Source organism: Arthrobacter gallicola (assembly GCF_014836775.1).
Lineage (GTDB): Bacteria > Actinomycetota > Actinomycetes > Actinomycetales > Micrococcaceae > Arthrobacter_B > Arthrobacter_B gallicola.
Genome location: NZ_JACSQD010000004.1, coordinates 319,951 through 338,921, shown reverse-complemented (window position 1 = coordinate 338,921; position 18,971 = coordinate 319,951). Strand labels below are relative to the sequence as shown.

Genomic DNA, 18,971 nt, shown 5'->3' with positions numbered 1-18,971 from the left:
TAATCCATCCACCCGTGCTGGCGGGATCTGCTGGTGCGGAGAACGGAGTACGCCATGAAGGCTCTTCAGTACCGCAGCTTGGGCGCCGCCCCGGAGGTCGTTGACATCGAAACTCCTGAGCCGGGGCCGGGACAGATCCGGCTGAAGATCACCGCAGCCGGGGTATGCCATTCGGACGAGTTCATTATGTCGCTGCCGGAGGACCAATACGAGTACGGGCTGCCGCTGACCCTGGGCCACGAAGCTGCCGGGGTGGTGGACAAGATCGGCGCCGGAGTGAAATACATCGAAGAGGGACAGGCCATGGCCGTGTACGGGCCATGGGGCTGCGGCCTTTGCTACGAGTGTTCGTCCGGGCGGGAGAACTACTGCCGCAACTCCGGCCAATATGGCATCGCCCCTCCCGGTCTTGGTGCACCCGGAGCCATGGCGGAATACCTTGTGGTGGACAGCGCCCGGCACCTGGTGCCGCTGGGCGAGCTGGACCCAGTGCGGAACGTAGCGCTGACGGATGCCGGGTTGACCCCGTACCACGCAATCAAGGGATCCCTCGAGAAACTGCACTCCGGATCGACAGCCGTTGTGATCGGGGTTGGCGGGCTGGGTCATGTGGCCATCCAGATCCTGCGCTCGCTGACCCCCACCACTGTCGTTGCGCTCGATGTCGACAGGGCAAAGCTGGATCTTGCCGCCTCCGTCGGCGCGCAGTACTCCTTTCCTTCGGAGCCGGGAGCCGTGGACATGATCAAGGACCTGACCAGCGGGCTCGGCGTCGACGCCGTCTTTGACTTCGTGACCACGCAGGCCACCCTGGACCTGGGCCAGGCCATGGTCCGTTCCCAGGGTGATCAGGTGCTGGTGGGCGTGGGGTCCGGAACGCTGCCCGTGGGGCTTGCAGCGACGTCGTCCTGGGAGACGACCATCCGTTCACCGTATTGGGGTTCGCGCACCGAGCTTTTCGAAGTGCTGGAGCTGGCCCGGGACGGAGCCATCAACGTGCATACCGAGGTCTTCCCGCTGGAGAGGGCACCGGAGGCATACGAGAAGCTGAAGAATAACCAGCTGATCGGGCGGGCTGTCGTCGTTCCCTAAAGAACGCGCAGCACCGGCACGGCCGTCCCGTGGCTCTTCCCGAGCTCAGGCGGTGCCGCCGACTGCCAGGAGCCCGCCGTCGAGCGTCAGTACCTGACCAGTCATCCAGGCGGCGTCGTCGGAGGCCAGGAACGCCGCGCCGGCAGCCACATCGGCGGGGCTTCCGAGCCTGCCCAACGGGTAGGCAGCAGCCACCCGCTCCTCCCTGCCCTCATACATGGCCTGGGCGAAGCGGGTTTTCACGACGGAAAGGACAGGGGACCCCCACCGTTGTTACTCACGGATGTCCCTTCGCTGGGAAATGTCCCTCATAACATCGCAGGACATCATTGACGGGTTCTGCAAACCTTCATAAGCTGATTCGACCCCCGGGCTCATATGCTGATTCGACCCCAGACTCATAAGCTGATTCGACCCAGAATATGGCCCCCATTCCTACCGGAACCCCCGCGGCACTAAAGTCCAGCGGCGAAATTCTATTTGCAACGGAGCAAATATGGCCAGTGTTGGCTTGCTTTACGTTGGTGCTGTACTGCTGATCAACGGACTTATGCTTCTGGGCCTCATCCCGGGAAAATCGGCTGCACCGCTGAACTTCTTCGTGGGTGGAATGCAGGTCATTTTCCCGACCGTGATCCTTATCCAGGCCGAGGGCGACCCAGCCGTGACCTTCGCGGCCGCAGGGTTGTACCTCTTCGGTTTTACCTATCTCTACGTTGGCCTGACACAGGTCACCGGTGTGGGGCCGGAGGGACTGGGCTGGTTTTCCCTCTTCGTGGCCGTCAGCGCCGTCGTGATCGGGACGCTGCAGTTCACCTTGGTCTCCGACCCTGTGTTCGGAGTGATCTGGTATCTGTGGGCAGTTTTGTGGCTGCTGTTTTTCTTGGTCCTTGCCCTGGGCCGTGAACCGCTGACCCGGGTCACTGGATGGTTCGCCGCCATCGGCGGTCAGCTCACAGCCACACTTCCCGCTTTCCTTCTGCTGACAGGTGCCTACGTTTCGAATGCCGGAACGGCTGCCGCCATGGCGCTGGCCGGTACCGCCGCCCTGGCCCTGTCCTTCTACCTGGGCCGTCAGCCGGCGCCCCAGATAAAAGGACAGGATGAAGACCCGGCCCGTCCGGTGCCGGGATTCGCCGTTTCTCCCGCAGTTCCCTAACAAAGGACGGTCATGCCGCTGTACGCCTACCGCTGCCCGGAGGGCCGGGACTTCGAAATCCAGGCGCCCATGGGCCAGATCCGGGAAGCCGTGCCCTGCCCGGACTGTGGCCAGCCGGCAGCACGGAAATTCACTGCCCCGCACCTTTCCCGCTCTTCCTCCAGTGCGTACAAGCTGATCGAAAGCTCGGCCCGCTCGGCGTCCGAGCCCGCCGTCGTGACATCCCCGGGTGCGGCGTCCGGGGCTCCGCGCGGCGGCGGAATAACCCACAACCCCCTGCACCGAAAACTGCCGCGACCCGACTAAGCGCCACAATTTCAAAGGAGAAGTTATGCCTCAAGTCGTCTTTCCCCTCGATTCCTCGAAGAAGTTCGAGGACCAGGAAAAAATCGGCCACAACCGGTGGCATCCGGAAATACCACCCGTGGCAGTGGTGAAACCGGGCGAGTCCTTCCGGGTGGATTGCCGGGAATGGTTCGACGGCGCAATCGTCAACGATGATTCGGCGGAAGACATCCTCAATGCTCCGCTGCTGACCGTGCACAAACTCAGCGGGCCGTTCGGGGTGGAAGGAGCAAAGCCGGGCGACCTGCTGGTGGTGGACATACTCGATGTTGGGCCGATCCCCCAGGAGGACTCGGGTCCGCTCGCGGGGCAGGGGTGGGGTTACACCGGAATCTTCGCCAAAGAAAACGGCGGCGGGTTCCTGACCGAGCAGTTCCCCGATGCCTACAAGGCCATTTGGGATTTCAACGGCCAGACGGCCACTTCCCGCCACGTTCCCGGTGTCTCCTTTGCCGGTCTGATCCATCCCGGGCTGATGGGGACCGCGCCGTCGGCTGCGCTGCTGGCCAAGTGGAACAAACGCGAGGGTGACCTGATAGCGACCGATCCGCACCGGGTGCCGCCGCTGGCTCTGCCGCCGGAAGCCGGGCACGCCGTGCTGGGCGGCCTTGCCCGGGAGGACTGGAACCGGGTCGGCGGTGAAGCCGCACGGACGGCGCCTCCGCGGGAAAACGGCGGGAACCAGGACATCAAGAACCTTTCCAAAGGCTCCCGCATCTTCTACCCGGTGTTCGTGGATGGCGCCAACCTGTCCGTGGGCGACCTGCACTTCTCCCAGGGCGACGGCGAAATCACCTTCTGCGGTGCCATCGAGATGGGCGGTTTCATCGACCTGCGAGTGGACATCATCAAGGGCGGCATGGACACCTACGGGGTCCACGAGAACGCGATCTTTATGCCCGGCAACGTGGACCCGCAGTTCAGCGAGTGGATTGCGTTCTCCGGGACGTCAGTGACGCTCGACGGCGAGCAGCGCTACCTTGATTCCCACTTGTCCTACCAGCGGGCCTGCCTGCACGCCATCGACTATCTGACCAAGTTTGGCTACAGCCCCGAACAGGCGTACCTGCTGCTGGGTGCCGCTCCCATCGAGGGACGGCTCTCCGGTGTGGTGGACATTCCAAACTCGTGTTCCACCGTTTACATCCCGACGTCGATCTTCGACTTCGATGTGCGGCCCTCTGCTTCCGGACCGTTCCAGATCGATCCCGGAATAGGCGCCCCGCGGGCCAGCAACCGCTGACGCGGTTCCTGGGGCCGGGCCGGCTGGGGCATGTCCAGCCGGCCCGGACTGTAGCCCGTCTACCGATACTTGCGGTGCAGGTTCTCCTTGGGCGTGCCGTCCGTCGCGGAGGTGGAGATCCACGGACCAGTGCCCTCCGACTGATCCAGGACTCCCTCCTCGAGCCAGGTGTAACGCCCGTCCAGCACCTTCTTGGAGAGCTTCCGGTCCTGGGGATCGGAGTTGTTCCACAGCTCGGTGAACAGGGCGTCCACCCGGACCCTGGACTGGGCGCAGAAGGTATCCGCAAGTTCGTAGGCGGTGGCGCCTTCCCCGGGATCCCGGAGCCGGATCGTTTCCGCCTTCATGCATACCGCTGACATGGCGAACAACTCCGCGCCGATGTCGACGATGCGGCCGAGGAACGCCTGGTGATGTTCCAGCGCGGCCTGCCAGCGTGCCATGCCGTAAAAGGTGGAGCGCGCCAGTTTCCGGGAGGCCCGCTCGGCATAGCGCAGGTGCCGGGCCAACGGTCCGAACTCCGCGTACGACGTCGGCACGGTCCCCCTGCCGACCGCGAGGGTGGGCAGCCACTTGCCGTAGAACCCGCTGGCCCTGGCCCCGGCCTTCACCTTGTTCCCCAGCGGGGCGTCCGCAACGGCAAGGTCACCGGCCGCTTTCAGATGTGCGTCCACGGCTTCCCGGGCGATCAGAAGATGCATAATCTCCGTGGAACCTTCGAAGACCCGGTTGATCCGCAGGTCCCGCAGCTGCTGCTCCGCCGCCACCGCGCGTTCACCGCGGGCGGCAAGGGATGCGGCGGTCTCAAAACCGCGGCCGCCGCGCACCTGCACCAGCTCATCAGCAATGTTGTACGCCATTTCGCTGGCCCACAGCTTGGCCAGCGCTGCCTCGATCCGGATGTCCTTCGTCCCGGCGTCGGCCATCTCCGCGGAAAGCTCGAACACCGATTCCAAGGCAAACGTGGTGGCGGCGATGAACGCAAGTTTCTTGCCCACCGCTTCGTGGCGGCCAATCGGCCGGCCCCACTGCTCCCGGGCACCGGACCAGCCGCGGGCGATCTTCAAGGACCACTTGCCGCCCGCCGCGCACATCGCCGGAATGGAAAGCCGCCCGGTGTTCAGGGTGGTCAGGGCAATTTTCAGGCCCTGGCCCTCGCGGCCCACCATGTTCCTGGCCGGGACACGGACACCTCGGAGCCGCGTCACGCCATTTTCGATGCCGCGCAGGCCCATGAAGTTATTCCGGTTTTCCACGGTGATACCGGGAGAATCCATCTCCACGATGAAAGCACTGATCCCGCCCTTCTGGCCGCCGTGCGGCGGAACCGCAGCCATCACCACCACCAGCTCGGCGATCACACCGTTGGTAGTCCAGAGCTTCACACCGTCCAGAACGTATTCGCTGCCGTCCTCCGAGGGCACCGCCGTGGTGCGCATCCGGGCCGGGTCGGAGCCGACGTCCGGTTCGGTCAGCAGGAACGCAGTGATGGCACCGGCCGCGCAGCGCGGCAGATACTCCTGGCGCTGTTCCTCAGTGCCAAATACCTTCACCGGCTCCGGCACGCCGATGGACAGATCAGCGGACACCAGGGCCCCGAGACTGGGATGCACGGTGCCAAGGATCATCAGCGCGCGGCCGTAATAAAGCAGGGAGAGGCCGAGGCCTCCGTACCTGCGCGGAATCTTGATGCCAAACACCCCCAGCTCCGCCAGGCCGCTGAGGTATTCATCCGGGATGACGCCGGTCCGTTCGATGAGCTGCCCGTCCAGGGTGGAACAGAAGCTGGTTAGCTCGGCCAGGAACTTCTCGGAGCGTTCGATCTCCGCCTCCGGCTGGGCCGGATGTGGACGGATCAGGGAAAGATTGAAGTCGCCCAGATAGATTCCCTTGGCAAAGGACGGCCGCTGTTCATCCGTGATCCGCGATGCTTCGGCAACATCCCGGGCGTCCTTTTCGCTGACCTTGCGTTCCCGGAGTCTGCGGACTGAATCGTCCTCACCGGTGTTTTGAGCATCCTGCAGATTAGTGGAACTCATGTGTTTTCCCCTATGGCCTGGTTGGTCAGGGCCGCTCCCCAGGCAGCCTCGGCTCGCTGTGCCGACCATGCTACGCGTTCCTACTGGCCGGTAAAGGGGTAGCGGGCAACCCGGCACAACCTCCCGGAGGTTCGGTCTTTTGACCGCCTACGACGCGCTGCGAGCTTGACAGCCACCCCTGCCCTGAGGCTTGGATAGTAAGTACACTGAGGATTCGGAACACCAGCCACAGCAATTTCAGGGGGAAACCAGGGAATGCAAAATGATGCTGATTGGGAGGCCATCCGGCTGCTCTCCACCGCCGCGCGGATGCTGCGCCGGGAAATGGACAACAAGCTCCGCGCCATGGGGTTGACCCAGGAACGGGTGACGGCGTTGAAGGTGCTGCGCGACGCCGGCCCGATGCGGCGGGCAGAGCTGGCCCGCCGGCTGCGGGTCACTGCGCAGACACTGGGCACCACGCTGGTCAGCATGCAGGCGCAGGGTCTGGTCAACGAACTCGGCGATGATGCCGGAGGGGCCCCGCGCCGCGCCGTGGGCATTTCGGACCATGGGCGCGCAGCCCTGGAGGACGCGATCCGCCTGGAGGACCAGAATCTCACCGCTGAACTGCGCCCGGCACTCCGCCGCGAGTTGATCACGCTCATCAACGAACTGGAAGGCAGCCGCCAGTACGGCACCGCCGGTTCGACGGGTGCTGCCGGCGCCTGACCCACATACTGCCGGCGCCTGACCCCACGTGCTGCCGGCCGGCCCATTCCTACAGCGGGGTAACGTGGAACCATGAGCGAAGGTATCCGCGTAGCCGCAGCAGAAGAGATCGACGAGGGTGAGGCAGTCACCGTGGATTCGCAGACCGCGGGAACGGGGGATGACATTGCCGTCTTCCACAGCGACGACGGCAACTTCTACGCCCTGAATGACACCTGCACCCATGAAGAAGCGTCCCTGGCAGAAGGCTGGATAGAAGACGGTGAGGTCGAATGCCCCGTCCATTCCGCCCGCTTCTGCCTCAAAACCGGTGCAGCGATGTGCCTTCCCGCCACGGTCGACGCCGTTGCCCACCGGGTGGAGGTTATTGACGGCGACGTCATCCTCTACCCCGGCGTTACCCCCTCCGCCTCCTAGCCATGGCCGATACCGCCTTTCGGCCCGGATCCGTAGCCATTATCGGCGCGGGCCCGGCCGGGTTCAGTGCTGCCGCTGAGCTGCGGCAGCGCGGATACGCCGGTAGCCTCACGCTGGTTGACCCTGCCGGACAACCGCACGACAGGCCGCCGCTGAGCAAGGCGTACCTGGCGGGGACGCTGGAAACATCCGGCCTCGCGCTCGCCGCCCCGGACTGGTTCAGCGCAAATGCCGTGGAACTGGTGACCGGCACCGCCCTCGCGATCGATCCCGGAGCGGGAACGCTCACGCTGGCCGGCGGCACAGTGCTGCAGGCAGATATCCTGCTGCTCGCCACCGGGGGAGCAGCGCGCACGCCCCGCTTCCCGGGGACCGCCCGGGTCCAGACACTGCGGACTAAGTCCGACGCCGATGCCCTGCGCCCGCAGCTGGGCGCGGGAAAGCGGCTCGCGATCATCGGGGCCGGTTTGATTGGCGCCGAAGTTGCCTCGACCGCCGCGGCGCTGGGAACCGCCGTCGTGCTCATTGACCCCGTACCCGTCCCGCTGGTTCCAGCCGTGGGGCAGGAACTTGCTGCGTATCTGCACTCGATGCACGCTGAAGCAGGCATCAAAACCATTACCGGGCTGCCGGTGGACGTGCTTTCGGGTCCGAAGGGCAGTACGGTGCTCCTCGATGACGGTTCCCTCATTGACGCGGATGCCGTGCTGGCCGCGGTGGGAATGGTGCCTGAGACGCGCCTTGCCGAGGACGCGGGAATCGCAGTGGATGACGGCGTACTGGTCGACGCCGCCGGACGCACCAGCCATCCGCGTGTCTTCGCTGCAGGCGACTCCGTGCGCCGCCGAACCGGTGGTGTCCTTGCCCGCCGCTCTGAACACTGGGACTCTGCCGTCCGTTCAGGCCGCGCTGCCGCTGCGGGGATCCTCGGCGAGGAACCGGAACCGGATGCCGTGCCCTGGTTCTGGACGGACCGCCACGGTGTCCACGCTGAAGCGGTCGGGGCCATGGCAGCGGAGGGAGAAACCGTGGAGCGCGGTGCTCCGGGCCCCGGTTACGTTGTTTTTCGCACCGCCCCGGACGGCACGCTGGCTGGAGCGGCCGGAATCGACGCCGGTAATACCCTGCGCGCCGCCCGCCGGCTGATAGCACTGAAAAAACCGGTCTCCAAGGACCAGCTTTCCGATCCGCAAACCGACCTGCGCCGTTTGGTCCGCTCCCGGCCGTAAGCGCAGCACGTCAGCGATTAGGTCACATGCGCGTTGCGTATTTAGCCGGTTCATAGGTTAGCCTTACCTTTGCCGGAGAAAATCCGGCGTCCCCGTCCACAAAAGCAAAATCTAGGAGCCCCCATGGCCCTGTCCCGCATGCGCAGTCTTGCGGCCGTCGCTGCCGTCGCCGTGCTGTCCCTGTCCGCCTGCTCCACCGGTTCGACGTCGTCGGACTCGGGCTCCGGCAGTACCGCCGCTTCCAGCGACCAGTTCCCGGTCACCATCGAGCACGCTTTCGGCGAGACCACCATCGACGCTGTCCCCGAGCGCGTGGCAACCGTCTCCTGGGTCAACACGGACACCGCGCTGGCGCTCGGCGTCGTTCCGGTCGGCATGCCGCTCTATGAGTGGGGCGGTAATGAGAACGGCACCACCCCGTGGATCGACGAGGCACTTGAAGAACTCGGCGCCCCCATCGGCTCGGAGAACGCCCCGGTCCAGTACCCGGAAACCGATGGCATCAACTTCGATGAAATCGCAGCGACCAACCCGGACGTCATCCTGGCTGCCTACTCCGGCATCACGCAGGAGGACTACGACAAGCTCAGCTCCATTGCGCCCGTGGTCGCCTACCCGGACGTCCCGTACTACACGTCCTGGCAGGACTCCGCCACGATGATCGGCGAAGCCCTGGGCAAGAGTGAGGAAGCTGCCCAGCTGGTGGAGGAAACCGAGAAGGCCATCACCGACAAGGCCGCCGAATACCCGGAACTCGCCGGGACCAGCTTCATCTACGGCAACCTGGACACCACGGCTGGCACCGACCAGATCTCCATCTACACCTCCGGCGATAACCGCCCGAAGTTCCTGAAGGAACTGGGGATGGTCCAGGCGCCAATCGTCGATGAGAACGCCCCCGCAGACGCGTTCTTCCTGACCTGGTCGCCGGAGCGCGCCAACGAACTCGACGCTGACCTGTTCGTCAGCTGGGTGGCCGACGACGCCGCCAAGGAAGCAATCGTTGCCGACCCGCTGCTGAGCCAGATCCCGGCCGTCAAGAACGGCGGGCTCGTGGCTGACTCGGACAACACGCTGACGCTGTCCATCTCCGCAGCCAATGTGCTGAGCATTCCCTATGCCCTGGACAACTTTGTGCCGCTGCTGGGTGAGGCTGCCGCACAGGTAAAGTAACTCGGCCAAAAACCGCAAAATGCCCCTTCCGCCCCGGCTGGAGGGGCATTTTGGTGTCCACCCCGGCATAACGGACGCAAATCACATAATTGGACAGGCCCCCCGGTGGGTTTGCCATTATCAGCAGGATGCAGGAATTTTTTGAGGTCATCGGTCCGCTCAAACCACTGATCGCCGTCGCAGCGGCTGTTCTGGCAGCCTTCGTCGCTGCCCGGATCGTCCGCGGTTCCACCACCCGGATCTTCCGGAAAGTTCCCCGGATCCGGGAAGTGAGCGTGCTGGGCCGGAATCCGCTGCGGCTTGTCCTCGCCCTGATCGGCTCCCGGATTGCCCTTTCTGCCACCGCCCGGTCGGAGTCCTGGTACGGGACGGTGGACTATGTCCTGGTTATCAGCCTGATCGCCGCGCTGGGCTGGCTCGCCGTCGTCACCCTGCTGATCGTTGAAGCGGTGGTGCTGACGAAGTACGACACCGATACGAAGGACAACCGGCGGCTGCGCCGGCTGAAAACACAGATCATCCTGGGCCGCCGCGTTGCGGTGGCGCTGGTTATCACGGTGGCCGTGGCGTGCGTACTGCTGACGATCGACGAAGTCCGGGCGCTGGGCGCCGGCCTCCTTGCCTCGGCCGGCCTGCTCTCCATCGTCGCCGGCCTGGCTGTGCAAAGTACCCTGGGCAACGTTTTTGCCGGCCTGCAGCTGGCCTTCACCGACGCGATCCGGGTGGATGACGTTGTGGTGGTCGAGGGTCAGTGGGGCAAGATCGAGGAGATCACCATGACGTACGTGGTGGTCCACATCTGGGACGACCGCCGGATGATCCTGCCCTCCACATACTTCACGTCCACGCCGTTCGAGAACTGGACGCGGAAGCACTCGGACATTCTGGGCACCGTTGAACTGGACCTTGACTGGGACACGCCGGTCACGGAGCTGCGCGGGGAACTGAAGCGGATCCTGGCCGGCACCGATCTCTGGGACGGGCGGACCAGTGTCCTGCAGGTGACGGACGCCGTCCAGGGACTCGTCCGGGTCCGGATCCTGGTATCCGCTCCGGACAGCGGAACGCTCTTCGATCTGCGCTGCCTGGTGCGCGAATCCATGGTTTCCTTCCTGCAGCAGAATCACCCGGCCGCGCTCCCGCGGCAGCGGTTCGAACAGCTCACCGATTCCACGCGGGATCTTGCTCCGCGCCGGCGGGGAACGCGGCGGAACCCGGACAGCGGCCTGGAGGACAGCAGCACGTCGCAGCTGTTCACCGGAAGCATCGACGCGGTGGAGCGCAACCGCAGTTTCGCCGGCCCCGGGGCCGACGTCTGGGAGGACCGGGGTGAGCACACCGATCGCTAGGTGTTGACAAGCCGGGGGGATAAAGGGCTGGAATGATACCCACGGCGCGGCTTGCGGCGGACTGCGGAATATGACGGAGAGGAATCCGGGCATGGTTGACCAGTACGTAATCCACGAATTGCAGGGCTGCACAGTCTGGGCCAAGGACGGCGAACGGCTGGGGCTGGTGGGCAACGTCCATCTGGACCGTGCCACCGGGCAGCCCGCCTGGATTACGGTGGCGCTGGGCCTGTTTGAAGGCCGCCAGTACTTTGTGCCGCTGGCCGGGGCCCGCCGCGATGACGATGACCTTTTTGTGAACTACTCCCGCAAAGCGATCGAAGACTCCCCGGACATGGACCACGAGGGTGCGCTGACACCCGATGAGGAAGCGGCACTCGAAGACTATTACAAGGGCTGGTGAGGTTCCCGGAGACCAAAGCCGCCGGCGGGCCCGCTTGGACCTAAGCTTGCTTAGTAATACGATGAGGATCCCGGACCCGATCAGCCAGGAGGGCTCAATGGCTCAGCAGGACAATACCTCCGGCAAGGACGGTGCGTCGCTTGAGAATGCGGCTAAACCCGACTCGCCAACTGAGGTCACCAAGCCCAGCTGGAAGTACATCTTCCGCAAGACCATCCGTGAGTTTTCCAAGGACCAGTGCACCGACCTGGCCGCAGCACTGACCTACTACACGGTCCTTTCGCTTTTCCCGGCACTGCTGGCCATGGTCTCGATCCTCGGACTGGTGGGACAGGCGGAGAGCACCACCAACGCCCTGCTGGACTTCCTGGAGACGTTTGCACCTGCGGATGCCGTGGCCCTGGTCAGTGGTCCGATTGAACAGCTCACATCCTCACAGGCAGCCGGGCTGGCACTCTTTGTTGGTATTGCCGGTGCGCTGTGGTCAGCGTCAGGCTACGTGGGTGCCTTCGGCCGCTCGATGAATCGAATCTACGAGGTCGAGGAAGGCCGGCCGATCTGGAAGCTGCGTCCCCTCCAGCTGCTGGTCACCCTGGTCGCGATCCTCCTGGTTGCCGGGCTGCTGATCATGCTGGTCATCAGCGGACCGATTGCCGAAACGATCGGAAACTACATTGGCATGGGCAGCGAGGCCGTGCTCATCTGGAACATCGCCAAGTGGCCGGTCATGGTGCTCTTTGCGATCGTGATCATTGCCCTGCTGTATTACGCCACACCCAACGTCAAGCAGCCCAAATTCCGCTGGATGAGCATGGGTGCCTTCCTGGCTCTGATCGTGATGGCCATCGCCACCCTGGGATTCGCTTTCTACGTGGGTAACTTTGGCAGCTACAACGCCACTTACGGCGCCATCGGCGGTGTGATCGTGCTGCTGCTGTGGATCTGGCTGGTCAACATCTCCCTGCTCTTCGGCGCTGAGTTCGACGCCGAAGTGGAGCGCGGCCGCGAACTCCAGGCCGGCATCCAGGCGGAGCACTCGATCCAGCTCCCGCCGCGCGACACCACGCAGATGGACAAGCGGGCGGAACAGGAAGTCAAGGATGTGGAACAGGGCCGGGCACTGCGCCAGCAGCACGCCGGCAAGGATTACGACGACGACTTGTAAGCAGCTCGAAAACCATCGGCCCGGACCCGCAGCTGCGGTCCGGGCCGATGGTTTATGAGCTTCCGGGGGCTTAGCGCCCAGGCCCCAGCAGTGGTGAACCGGGCAGGCCCGCCTGTTCGCTGAGCCCGTCCAGAACGTCCTGGAATGCACGGAGGGAAGACCGCTTGGGCTCCCAGCCCAGCAGCTCGCGGGCCCGGGTGGTGTCCATCAGCGGAGCGCCGGCGGCCATGTCAATCCAGCCCGGATCGGTCGCCTGGAGCCGTGCCGCCCAGGTAAGCGCAACGACGAGACGGATCAAGCCAACGGGAACGTTCAGGATCCTGCGGGCACCCAGCAGGCCGGCGAGCAGCTCGGGTGTGATCACCGGATCGGCGGCAATGTTGTAGGCGCCCTCAGCCCGCTGATCGATCACCCGCCAGTAGGCGTCCGCCATGTCATCGGCATGGACCACCTGGAAGGAAAACTCGGCGGGCAGTGGGATCAGCGGCAGGCTCAGCCGGTTCAGGATGAACCTGGGCACCAGCGGACCCAGGAAATACCGCCCGATTTCACTGCCGGCGTCGGACTGGAAAATCAGGCCGGGCCGCAGCCGGGCAACGGGAATCTCCGGGTAGCGGCGTTCGAACTCATCCAGCAGTTCTTCCTGTTCACCCTTGTGCCGGCTGTAGTGCGAAGAGGCAATACCCCTGGCCGGCCAGGATTCATCCGTCAGGACGTCCTTGGGTGCGGGGGAGTAGGCGCCCACGGAGGAAGCGCACACCACCTGGCGGACCCCGGCTTCAGCGGCTGCGGAGAGCATGTTTTCCGTGCCGTGCACATTGATCCGGTGCAGCTCGGCCTCATCGCGGTTGGGCTGGATGGCCCAGATGAGGTGCACCACCGCGTCCACGCCGTCGAGCACCTGCGCCAGCTCGTCCCGGCCGGATCTGGAGGCGACGTCGATGCTGTGCCACTGGACACCTTCGTAAGGGCCTGTCGGCTGGGTGGGTACCCGGCGGGCGACGCCGATGATCTCCAGTCCGTCCGGGCGTTCGGCCCGGGCGGCCTGCAGGCGGCGCAGGACGGCAGTCCCCACATTCCCGGTGGCTCCGAGGACGGCTACACGCATCACGATGTCCCTTCAGTTTCGACAAAACCCAGCTCCGCGTACACAGCGCTGCTGGTCCTCGACTCTACAGCCGGATCAGCGCCCGCGGGCAGGGGCGTTACCGTGGAAGGAGACGGAAGCATTCGGCTGATGGATGGAGCGGATATGACAGGCACAGAGGCAACGGACACCGCGGCAGCGGGCGGGGACTACAGCACCCGCGGCTCCTATGTGTCCGGCGGGCAGGAATACACCCGGGACACCAACTACATCGAAACGCGCATCACCCGCGACGGCCGTGACGGTTATCCGGTTGAGCCGGGCCGGTACCGGTTGATCGCTGCCCGCGCCTGCCCCTGGGCCAACCGCACCATCATCGTCCGGCGCCTGCTGGGACTCGAAGACGCCATCTCCCTTGGAATGCCAGGCCCTACCCACGATTCGCGCAGCTGGACCTTTGATCTTGACCCGGATGGAAAGGATCCGGTGCTCGGCATTGAACGGCTGCAGGAAGCATTCTTCCGCCGCGTGCCCGGCTACACGCGCGGGATCACCGTTCCGGCCGTTGTGGATATCCCCTCCGGTGCCGTGGTGACGAACAACTTCCCGCAGATCACGGAGGATTTCTCCACCGAGTGGACCGAATTCCACCGCGAGGGTGCCCCCAACCTGCTCCCGGCTGAGCATCTGGAAGAGATGCGCGTGGTCAACAAGCGAATCTTCACCGAAGTGAACAACGGTGTTTACCGCTGCGGCTTTGCCGGATCGCAGGAAGCATACGACGCCGCGTACGAACGGCTGTGGGCGGCCATGGACTGGCTGGAGGACCGCCTGTCCAGGCAGCGCTACCTGATCGGGGACACCATCACCGAAGCCGATGTCCGGCTCTTCACCACCCTGGTCCGCTTTGACGCGGTCTACCACGGCCACTTCAAGTGCAACCGGAACAAGCTCACCGAGATGCCCGCGCTCTGGGGGTACGCCCGGGACCTGTTCCAGACCCCGGGCTTCGGTGACACCGTGGACTTTGTGCAGATCAAGCAGCACTACTACATCGTGCATGAGGACCTGAACCCCACGCAGATCGTCCCGGCGGGTCCGGATACCTCCGGCTGGCTGACCCCGCACGGCCGGGAGGCGCTGGGCGGCCGTCCCTTCGGTGACGGGACTCCTCCCGGTCCGGTCCGCGCAGGCGAGGAAGTCGCGCCCGGGCACGGCGCCTAACCCGGGACAGCATCCCTGGGCATGCCCGGGAACCCTGGGCATCCCCGGGCATGCCCAAGGATGACCAGGGCAGGGCAGGGGCAGAAGGGGGAGTAAGCCTAATACGGCATGGAACTGTTTCTTAATTTGACTCGCCGTAGGTTAGCCTTACTTAAGTTCAATTCCACTGGCTTCAGGAGGTGCCGCCGTGACCTCAACGGCCGTCAACCGCACCCCTGTTTCCGGCTCCCCTGCCCCCGCCCGCAAGCAGCCGCGCCGGGTGCCGCCGTTCTGGCTGCTGTGTGCCGGCCTGCTGATCCTGGCACTGGCCAGCTTCGCCTCCGTGGCACTGGGAGCCCGCCCGCTGTCGCTGGAAACCGTGGTGCAGGCGCTGGTCAGCCCGGACAGTGCCAACGGTGACCACGCAGTGGTGCTGAGCCGGGTTCCGCGCACCATTGCGGCCCTGCTGATTGGGGCGGCCCTGGGACTGGCGGGAACCGCACTGCAGGGCATGACCCGGAACCCGCTGGCGGACCCGGGGATCATGGGCCTGAATGCAGGCGCGGCGTTCGCTGTTGTCACCGCCATCTACGTTTTTGGGATCACCTCCTTCACCGGCTACGTCTGGTTCGCGCTGGCCGGCACCGCCGCCGCCGCGCTGATCGTCTATTCCGTGGCATCCCTGGGCAGGGAAGGCGCCACGCCGGTCAAACTGGCGCTGGCCGGTGCGGGACTGACTGCCGGGCTGACCTCCCTGCTCTCGGCCATCCTGGTCACCAGCCGGCAGACTCTGGACACCTTCCGTTTCTGGCAGGTTGGCACGGTCTCAGGCCGCGGCTGGGACGTCCTCCTTCCCCTGATTCCCTTCCTCGCCGCAGGCGCAGCTATTCTCCTGGCCTCAGGGCGGCTGCTGAACGGACTGAGCCTGGGTGACGACGTCGCCCGCGGACTTGGACAAAACGTCAACCGCTCCCGCGGCATCATGGCCGTCGGCGTAGTGCTGCTCTGCGGTGCCGCAACGGCTGCCGCAGGGCCCATCGCGTTCGTGGGCCTGGTCATCCCCCATCTGGTCCGCGGGCTCACCGGTCCCGACTACCGGTGGATCCTGGTCCTCTCGGCCGTACTCGCGCCGGTGCTGCTGCTGGTGTCCGACGTCGTCGGACGCCTGATTCTGCCTCCGGGCGAGGTGCCGGTCGGCATCATGACCGCGGTCATCGGCGCCCCCGTCTTCATCGCCATCATCCGCCGGCGGAAGCTGGCGGAACTGTGAGCGCCGCACCTGTGCTGCACCAGGACCGTCCCGCCGCTCCCGCCGCACTCATCCGCGATGTGCGGCGCCGCACCGGGCTCCGCCGCAGAGTGGTGCTGGCTTCCCTGGCCGCCACCGTGGTGGTCCTGTTCTTCGTCTACAACCTGCTGGGTAACTACACGGTCACCATCCCGGATTTCATCCGCATCCTGGGCGGGGAAAAGATCCCCGGTGCCACCTTCATCGTGATGGAGAGCAAGCTGCCGCGCGCCGTAACAGCCGTCCTGATCGGTGTGGCATTTGGTGTCTCGGGACATCTCTTCCAGACCATGCTGCGGAACCCGCTGGCCAGCCCGGACATCATCGGCATCAGCTACGGTGCCAGCGCCGCTGCCGTGGCTGCCATGGTGGTTTTCGGGGCTACCGGGGGAGCGGTCTCCCTCGCTGCGCTGCTTGGAGCCACGGTGATCGCTGTGGCCCTCTTCCTGCTCAGCCGCCGAGGCGGGGCCGCGGGAGCGCGGCTGGTCCTGATCGGCGTCGGATTCGCCGCCGTGCTGCAGGCCGTGGTGAACTTCCTGCTCACCCGCACCGATGTGCGGACTGCCGCCGATTCGCTGGTCTGGCTCACCGGTTCCCTGAACTCCGCCTCCTGGGAACGCGCCGGCATTGTGGCCGCCGCACTGGTGGTACTGCTGCCCGCCGCAGTGCTGCTGGGCCGCCGGCTCCGCATCCTGGAACTGGGCGATGACTTCGCCGCCGGACTCGGGCTGCCCGTGGAGGCTACCCGGGCCGGACTGCTGTTCACCGGCGTTGGCCTCGCTGCCGTCGCTACCGCCGCAGCCGGTCCGGTGGCGTTCGTGGCGTTCCTGGCCGGGCCAATTTCCCGCCGGCTGCTGGGCGGACGCGCGTCGCTCCCGGCAGCCGGACTGACCGGCGCCGTCATCCTGCTCGCGGCTGACTTTGTGGGCCACAACCTGGTGCCCGGCACGTCGCTGCCGGTGGGCGTCGTCACCGGTGCGCTGGGCGCGCCTTTCCTGCTGTGGCTGCTGGTCAGCTCCAACCGTGTTGGCCGAGGAGGCTAAAGCATGCAGAACAAACTGGGAGCACAGGACCTGGTCCTGTCCTATGAGGACAGGAAGGTGGTGGACGGGCTCAGCGTTGATCTGCCTCCCGGGCGGATTACCGTGATTGTTGGCCCCAACGCCTGCGGTAAATCCACCCTGCTCCGCGGCCTGGCGCGCCTGCTTAAGCCGGCCGCCGGCGTCGTGCAGCTCAACGGGAGGGACATCAACGCCCTGCCCAGCCGTGAAGTGGCCCGCACCCTCGGGCTGCTCCCGCAGACCCCCAATGCGCCGGACGGCATCACGGTCGCGGACCTGGTTGGCCGCGGACGGTACCCGCACCAGGGGTGGTTCCGGCAGTGGAACAGCCGCGACGATGAAGCGGTGGCTGCTGCGCTGGAAGCCACCGGCACGCTGGAACTCGCCGGACGTGACGTCGATGAGCTCTCTGGCGGGCAGCGCCAGCGGGTGTGGATCGCCATGGCCCTGGCCCAGGAAACGGACATCCTGCTGCTGGATGAGCCCACCACCTTCCTGGACGTCACCCATCAGGTGGAGGTCCTGGACCTGTTGACTGACCTCAACCGCAGGTCCGGAACCACCATCGTGATCGTGCTCCATGACCTGAACCTGGCCGCCCGCTACGCCGACCACCTGATTGCGATGAAGGCCGGTGTGATTGCCGCGCAGGGCGACCCAGGCACCATCGTCACTGCCTCACTGGTCCGAGACGTTTTTGGCCTCGAAGCCTCGGTCATCCCCGACCCGGTGTCGGGGACGCCCATGGTGGTCCCGGTGGGCAGGCACCACTCCCGCCGGCACCGCGAACCGGTGCAGCCGGTCACCGGCTACCTGCCCAACCCGCACGACACCCGCACGGAAAACCGCAACCCACTGGAGGCAGCTTCATGACCGGAACACGCACCCGCACGTCAGCGGCCGCCGTGAAACCCCGCCGTCAGGGTGCCAACGCTGCGGTGAGCGCCTTTGAAGTCGAGGTCCGTTCCGTTCGCCGGCTCAGCGCCAATTTCCAGCGGATTACCTTTGGCGGTGAGTGCCTGCGCAGCTTCGGTGTGCAGGGCTCCACGGATGATCTGCGCATCAAGGTGGTCATCCCGCCGGTTGCCGAAGACGGGACCCGGCAGCAGCTGCCCGAACTCAACTGCGACGACACCGGGTGGTACCAGAACTGGCTCGCGATGGACGCCCAGCAGCGCGGCTCCATGCGCACCTACACGGTGCGGGCCTCCCGCTGCGCTGCCCCGGCACCGGAAATCGACGTCGACTTCGTCCTGCATTTCGATGCGGACGGAGTGGGCGGGCCTGCGTCCGCGTGGGCCGCCCAGGCCCAGCCGGGGGACCGCGTCACGGTCATCGGTCCCAACGCGGTGCACTGCGTTACCGCCGAATCCTACGGCGGCATCGAATGGCGGCCGGGACTGGCCCGGCATGTGCTGCTGGCGGGGGACGAAACCGCCGTTCCTGCGGTAGCTTCCATTCTGGAGAACCTGCCGGAAGGCGTCACCGGCCATGCACTGCTGGAAATCCCGGATGAAACGGATGCCCAGCCGATCAGTACCCGGTCGGGCGTGGTCATCACCTGGCTGCCGCGCGGCGGCCGCCCTCACGGCGAACTCCTGGAGAGAGCTGTCCGCGAAGCTGTGGCCGTCCCCGGCTACGCGAGTCTCGGAACCGCGGACGGTGCACCGCCTGCGACTGTGGCCCCCGGCCGCGGACAGGAACCCGAAGAAGTGGATATCGATTCGGCGATCCTGTGGGAGACTCCGGCACGGCTGACCCCGGAAATCGTGGAGAGTTCCCCGAGCCCGAATACTCCTGCCGGCGCCCTGCCGTTCTACGCCTGGATTGCCGGCGAAGCGGCGGTGGTCCGCGGGCTGCGGCGCTACCTGGTCCGCGACGCCGGTATTGACCGAAAGCAGGTCGCATTTATGGGGTACTGGCGCCACGGCCGGGCCGAGCTTTCCTGACCGGCCTGGTCACCAAACTATTCTGACCGGGCTCCGTCTTGGCGCTTGGCCTGTTAGG

19 protein-coding genes are annotated in these 18,971 nt (G+C 65.5%); 16 read left to right on the top strand and 3 right to left on the bottom strand.

Annotated features, from left to right (window positions below):
- The first annotated feature begins 54 nt into the window (after window positions 1-54).
- The gene (locus tag H9639_RS11025) at window positions 55-1,092 is read left to right on the top strand and encodes an NAD(P)-dependent alcohol dehydrogenase (RefSeq protein WP_191808107.1); all 1,038 of its coding nucleotides are present in this window, start codon (window positions 55-57) and stop codon (window positions 1,090-1,092) included.
- A 45-nt stretch (window positions 1,093-1,137) separates the two neighbouring features.
- Here the strand turns inward: H9639_RS11025 and H9639_RS11020 are convergent, their stop codons facing one another.
- Complete coding sequence (locus H9639_RS11020) at window positions 1,138-1,335, bottom strand: SDR family oxidoreductase (protein ID WP_318242060.1); 198 nt, start codon at window positions 1,333-1,335, stop codon at window positions 1,138-1,140.
- A gap of 253 nt (window positions 1,336-1,588) precedes the next feature.
- On the opposite strand from H9639_RS11020, the gene H9639_RS11015 reads away from it, so the two are divergent.
- The 3 genes from H9639_RS11015 to fmdA are packed head-to-tail and all read left to right on the top strand — an operon-like array spanning window position 1,589 to window position 3,839.
- Complete coding sequence (locus H9639_RS11015) at window positions 1,589-2,251, top strand: AmiS/UreI family transporter (RefSeq protein ID WP_191808106.1); 663 nt, start codon at window positions 1,589-1,591, stop codon at window positions 2,249-2,251.
- A 12-nt stretch (window positions 2,252-2,263) separates the two neighbouring features.
- Entirely contained in the window at window positions 2,264-2,557 is a 294-nt protein-coding gene (locus H9639_RS11010; RefSeq protein ID WP_191808105.1) for an FmdB family zinc ribbon protein, read from the top strand.
- A gap of 25 nt (window positions 2,558-2,582) precedes the next feature.
- The gene (gene fmdA, locus H9639_RS11005; RefSeq protein ID WP_191808104.1) at window positions 2,583-3,839 is read left to right on the top strand and encodes a formamidase; all 1,257 of its coding nucleotides are present in this window, start codon (window positions 2,583-2,585) and stop codon (window positions 3,837-3,839) included.
- 59 nt (window positions 3,840-3,898) lie between these two features.
- Here fmdA and H9639_RS11000 read toward each other — a convergent pair whose 3' ends face one another.
- Window positions 3,899-5,878: an acyl-CoA dehydrogenase family protein gene (locus tag H9639_RS11000; RefSeq protein WP_191808103.1), complete on the bottom strand. Its 1,980-nt coding sequence runs from the start codon at window positions 5,876-5,878 to the stop codon at window positions 3,899-3,901.
- A gap of 255 nt (window positions 5,879-6,133) precedes the next feature.
- Here H9639_RS11000 and H9639_RS10995 point away from each other — a divergent pair, with 255 nt between their 5' ends.
- The 7 genes from H9639_RS10995 to H9639_RS10965 all read left to right on the top strand — a co-directional run bounded on the left by H9639_RS10995 (window position 6,134) and on the right by H9639_RS10965 (window position 12,325).
- Window positions 6,134-6,589, top strand: a complete 456-nt coding sequence (locus H9639_RS10995; RefSeq protein ID WP_191808102.1) for a MarR family transcriptional regulator — start codon at window positions 6,134-6,136, stop codon at window positions 6,587-6,589.
- Between the two features lie 72 nt (window positions 6,590-6,661).
- A complete protein-coding gene (locus H9639_RS10990; protein ID WP_191808101.1) occupies window positions 6,662-7,006 on the top strand; it encodes a bifunctional 3-phenylpropionate/cinnamic acid dioxygenase ferredoxin subunit in 345 nt (114 codons plus the stop codon).
- Window positions 7,007-7,008: 2 nt separating this feature from the next.
- Complete coding sequence (locus H9639_RS10985; protein ID WP_191808100.1) at window positions 7,009-8,235, top strand: NAD(P)/FAD-dependent oxidoreductase; 1,227 nt, start codon at window positions 7,009-7,011, stop codon at window positions 8,233-8,235.
- 123 nt (window positions 8,236-8,358) lie between these two features.
- Window positions 8,359-9,408 carry an iron-siderophore ABC transporter substrate-binding protein gene (locus tag H9639_RS10980; RefSeq protein ID WP_191808099.1) on the top strand — a complete coding sequence of 350 codons (1,050 nt, stop codon included), beginning with the start codon at window positions 8,359-8,361 and terminating at the stop codon, window positions 9,406-9,408.
- Window positions 9,409-9,536: 128 nt separating this feature from the next.
- Complete coding sequence (locus H9639_RS10975) at window positions 9,537-10,757, top strand: mechanosensitive ion channel family protein (RefSeq protein WP_191808098.1); 1,221 nt, start codon at window positions 9,537-9,539, stop codon at window positions 10,755-10,757.
- Window positions 10,758-10,848: 91 nt separating this feature from the next.
- The gene (locus tag H9639_RS10970; protein WP_191808097.1) at window positions 10,849-11,160 is read left to right on the top strand and encodes a PRC-barrel domain-containing protein; all 312 of its coding nucleotides are present in this window, start codon (window positions 10,849-10,851) and stop codon (window positions 11,158-11,160) included.
- A 97-nt stretch (window positions 11,161-11,257) separates the two neighbouring features.
- Window positions 11,258-12,325, top strand: coding sequence for a YihY/virulence factor BrkB family protein (locus H9639_RS10965; protein WP_191808096.1), 1,068 nt, complete (start codon window positions 11,258-11,260; stop codon window positions 12,323-12,325).
- 70 nt (window positions 12,326-12,395) lie between these two features.
- On the opposite strand, the gene H9639_RS10960 is transcribed toward H9639_RS10965, so the two are convergent.
- Window positions 12,396-13,433, bottom strand: coding sequence for an NAD-dependent epimerase/dehydratase family protein (locus tag H9639_RS10960; protein WP_191808154.1), 1,038 nt, complete (start codon window positions 13,431-13,433; stop codon window positions 12,396-12,398).
- Window positions 13,434-13,577: 144 nt separating this feature from the next.
- Here H9639_RS10960 and H9639_RS10955 point away from each other — a divergent pair, with 144 nt between their 5' ends.
- The 5 genes from H9639_RS10955 to H9639_RS10935 all read left to right on the top strand — a co-directional run bounded on the left by H9639_RS10955 (window position 13,578) and on the right by H9639_RS10935 (window position 18,913).
- On the top strand, window positions 13,578-14,636 hold the full coding sequence (locus H9639_RS10955; RefSeq protein ID WP_191808095.1) for a glutathione S-transferase family protein: 1,059 nt from the start codon (window positions 13,578-13,580) through the stop codon (window positions 14,634-14,636).
- Between the two features lie 187 nt (window positions 14,637-14,823).
- Window positions 14,824-15,885: a FecCD family ABC transporter permease gene (locus tag H9639_RS10950; protein WP_404799748.1), complete on the top strand. Its 1,062-nt coding sequence runs from the start codon at window positions 14,824-14,826 to the stop codon at window positions 15,883-15,885.
- A 50-nt stretch (window positions 15,886-15,935) separates the two neighbouring features.
- The gene (locus H9639_RS10945) at window positions 15,936-16,946 is read left to right on the top strand and encodes a FecCD family ABC transporter permease (protein ID WP_404799750.1); all 1,011 of its coding nucleotides are present in this window, start codon (window positions 15,936-15,938) and stop codon (window positions 16,944-16,946) included.
- A gap of 3 nt (window positions 16,947-16,949) precedes the next feature.
- Window positions 16,950-17,837 carry an ABC transporter ATP-binding protein gene (locus H9639_RS10940; RefSeq protein WP_191808093.1) on the top strand — a complete coding sequence of 296 codons (888 nt, stop codon included), beginning with the start codon at window positions 16,950-16,952 and terminating at the stop codon, window positions 17,835-17,837.
- A complete protein-coding gene (locus tag H9639_RS10935) occupies window positions 17,834-18,913 on the top strand; it encodes a siderophore-interacting protein (RefSeq protein ID WP_191808092.1) in 1,080 nt (359 codons plus the stop codon). Before H9639_RS10940 ends, H9639_RS10935 begins: the two co-directional genes overlap by 4 nt.
- Window positions 18,914-18,971 lie beyond the last annotated feature (58 nt).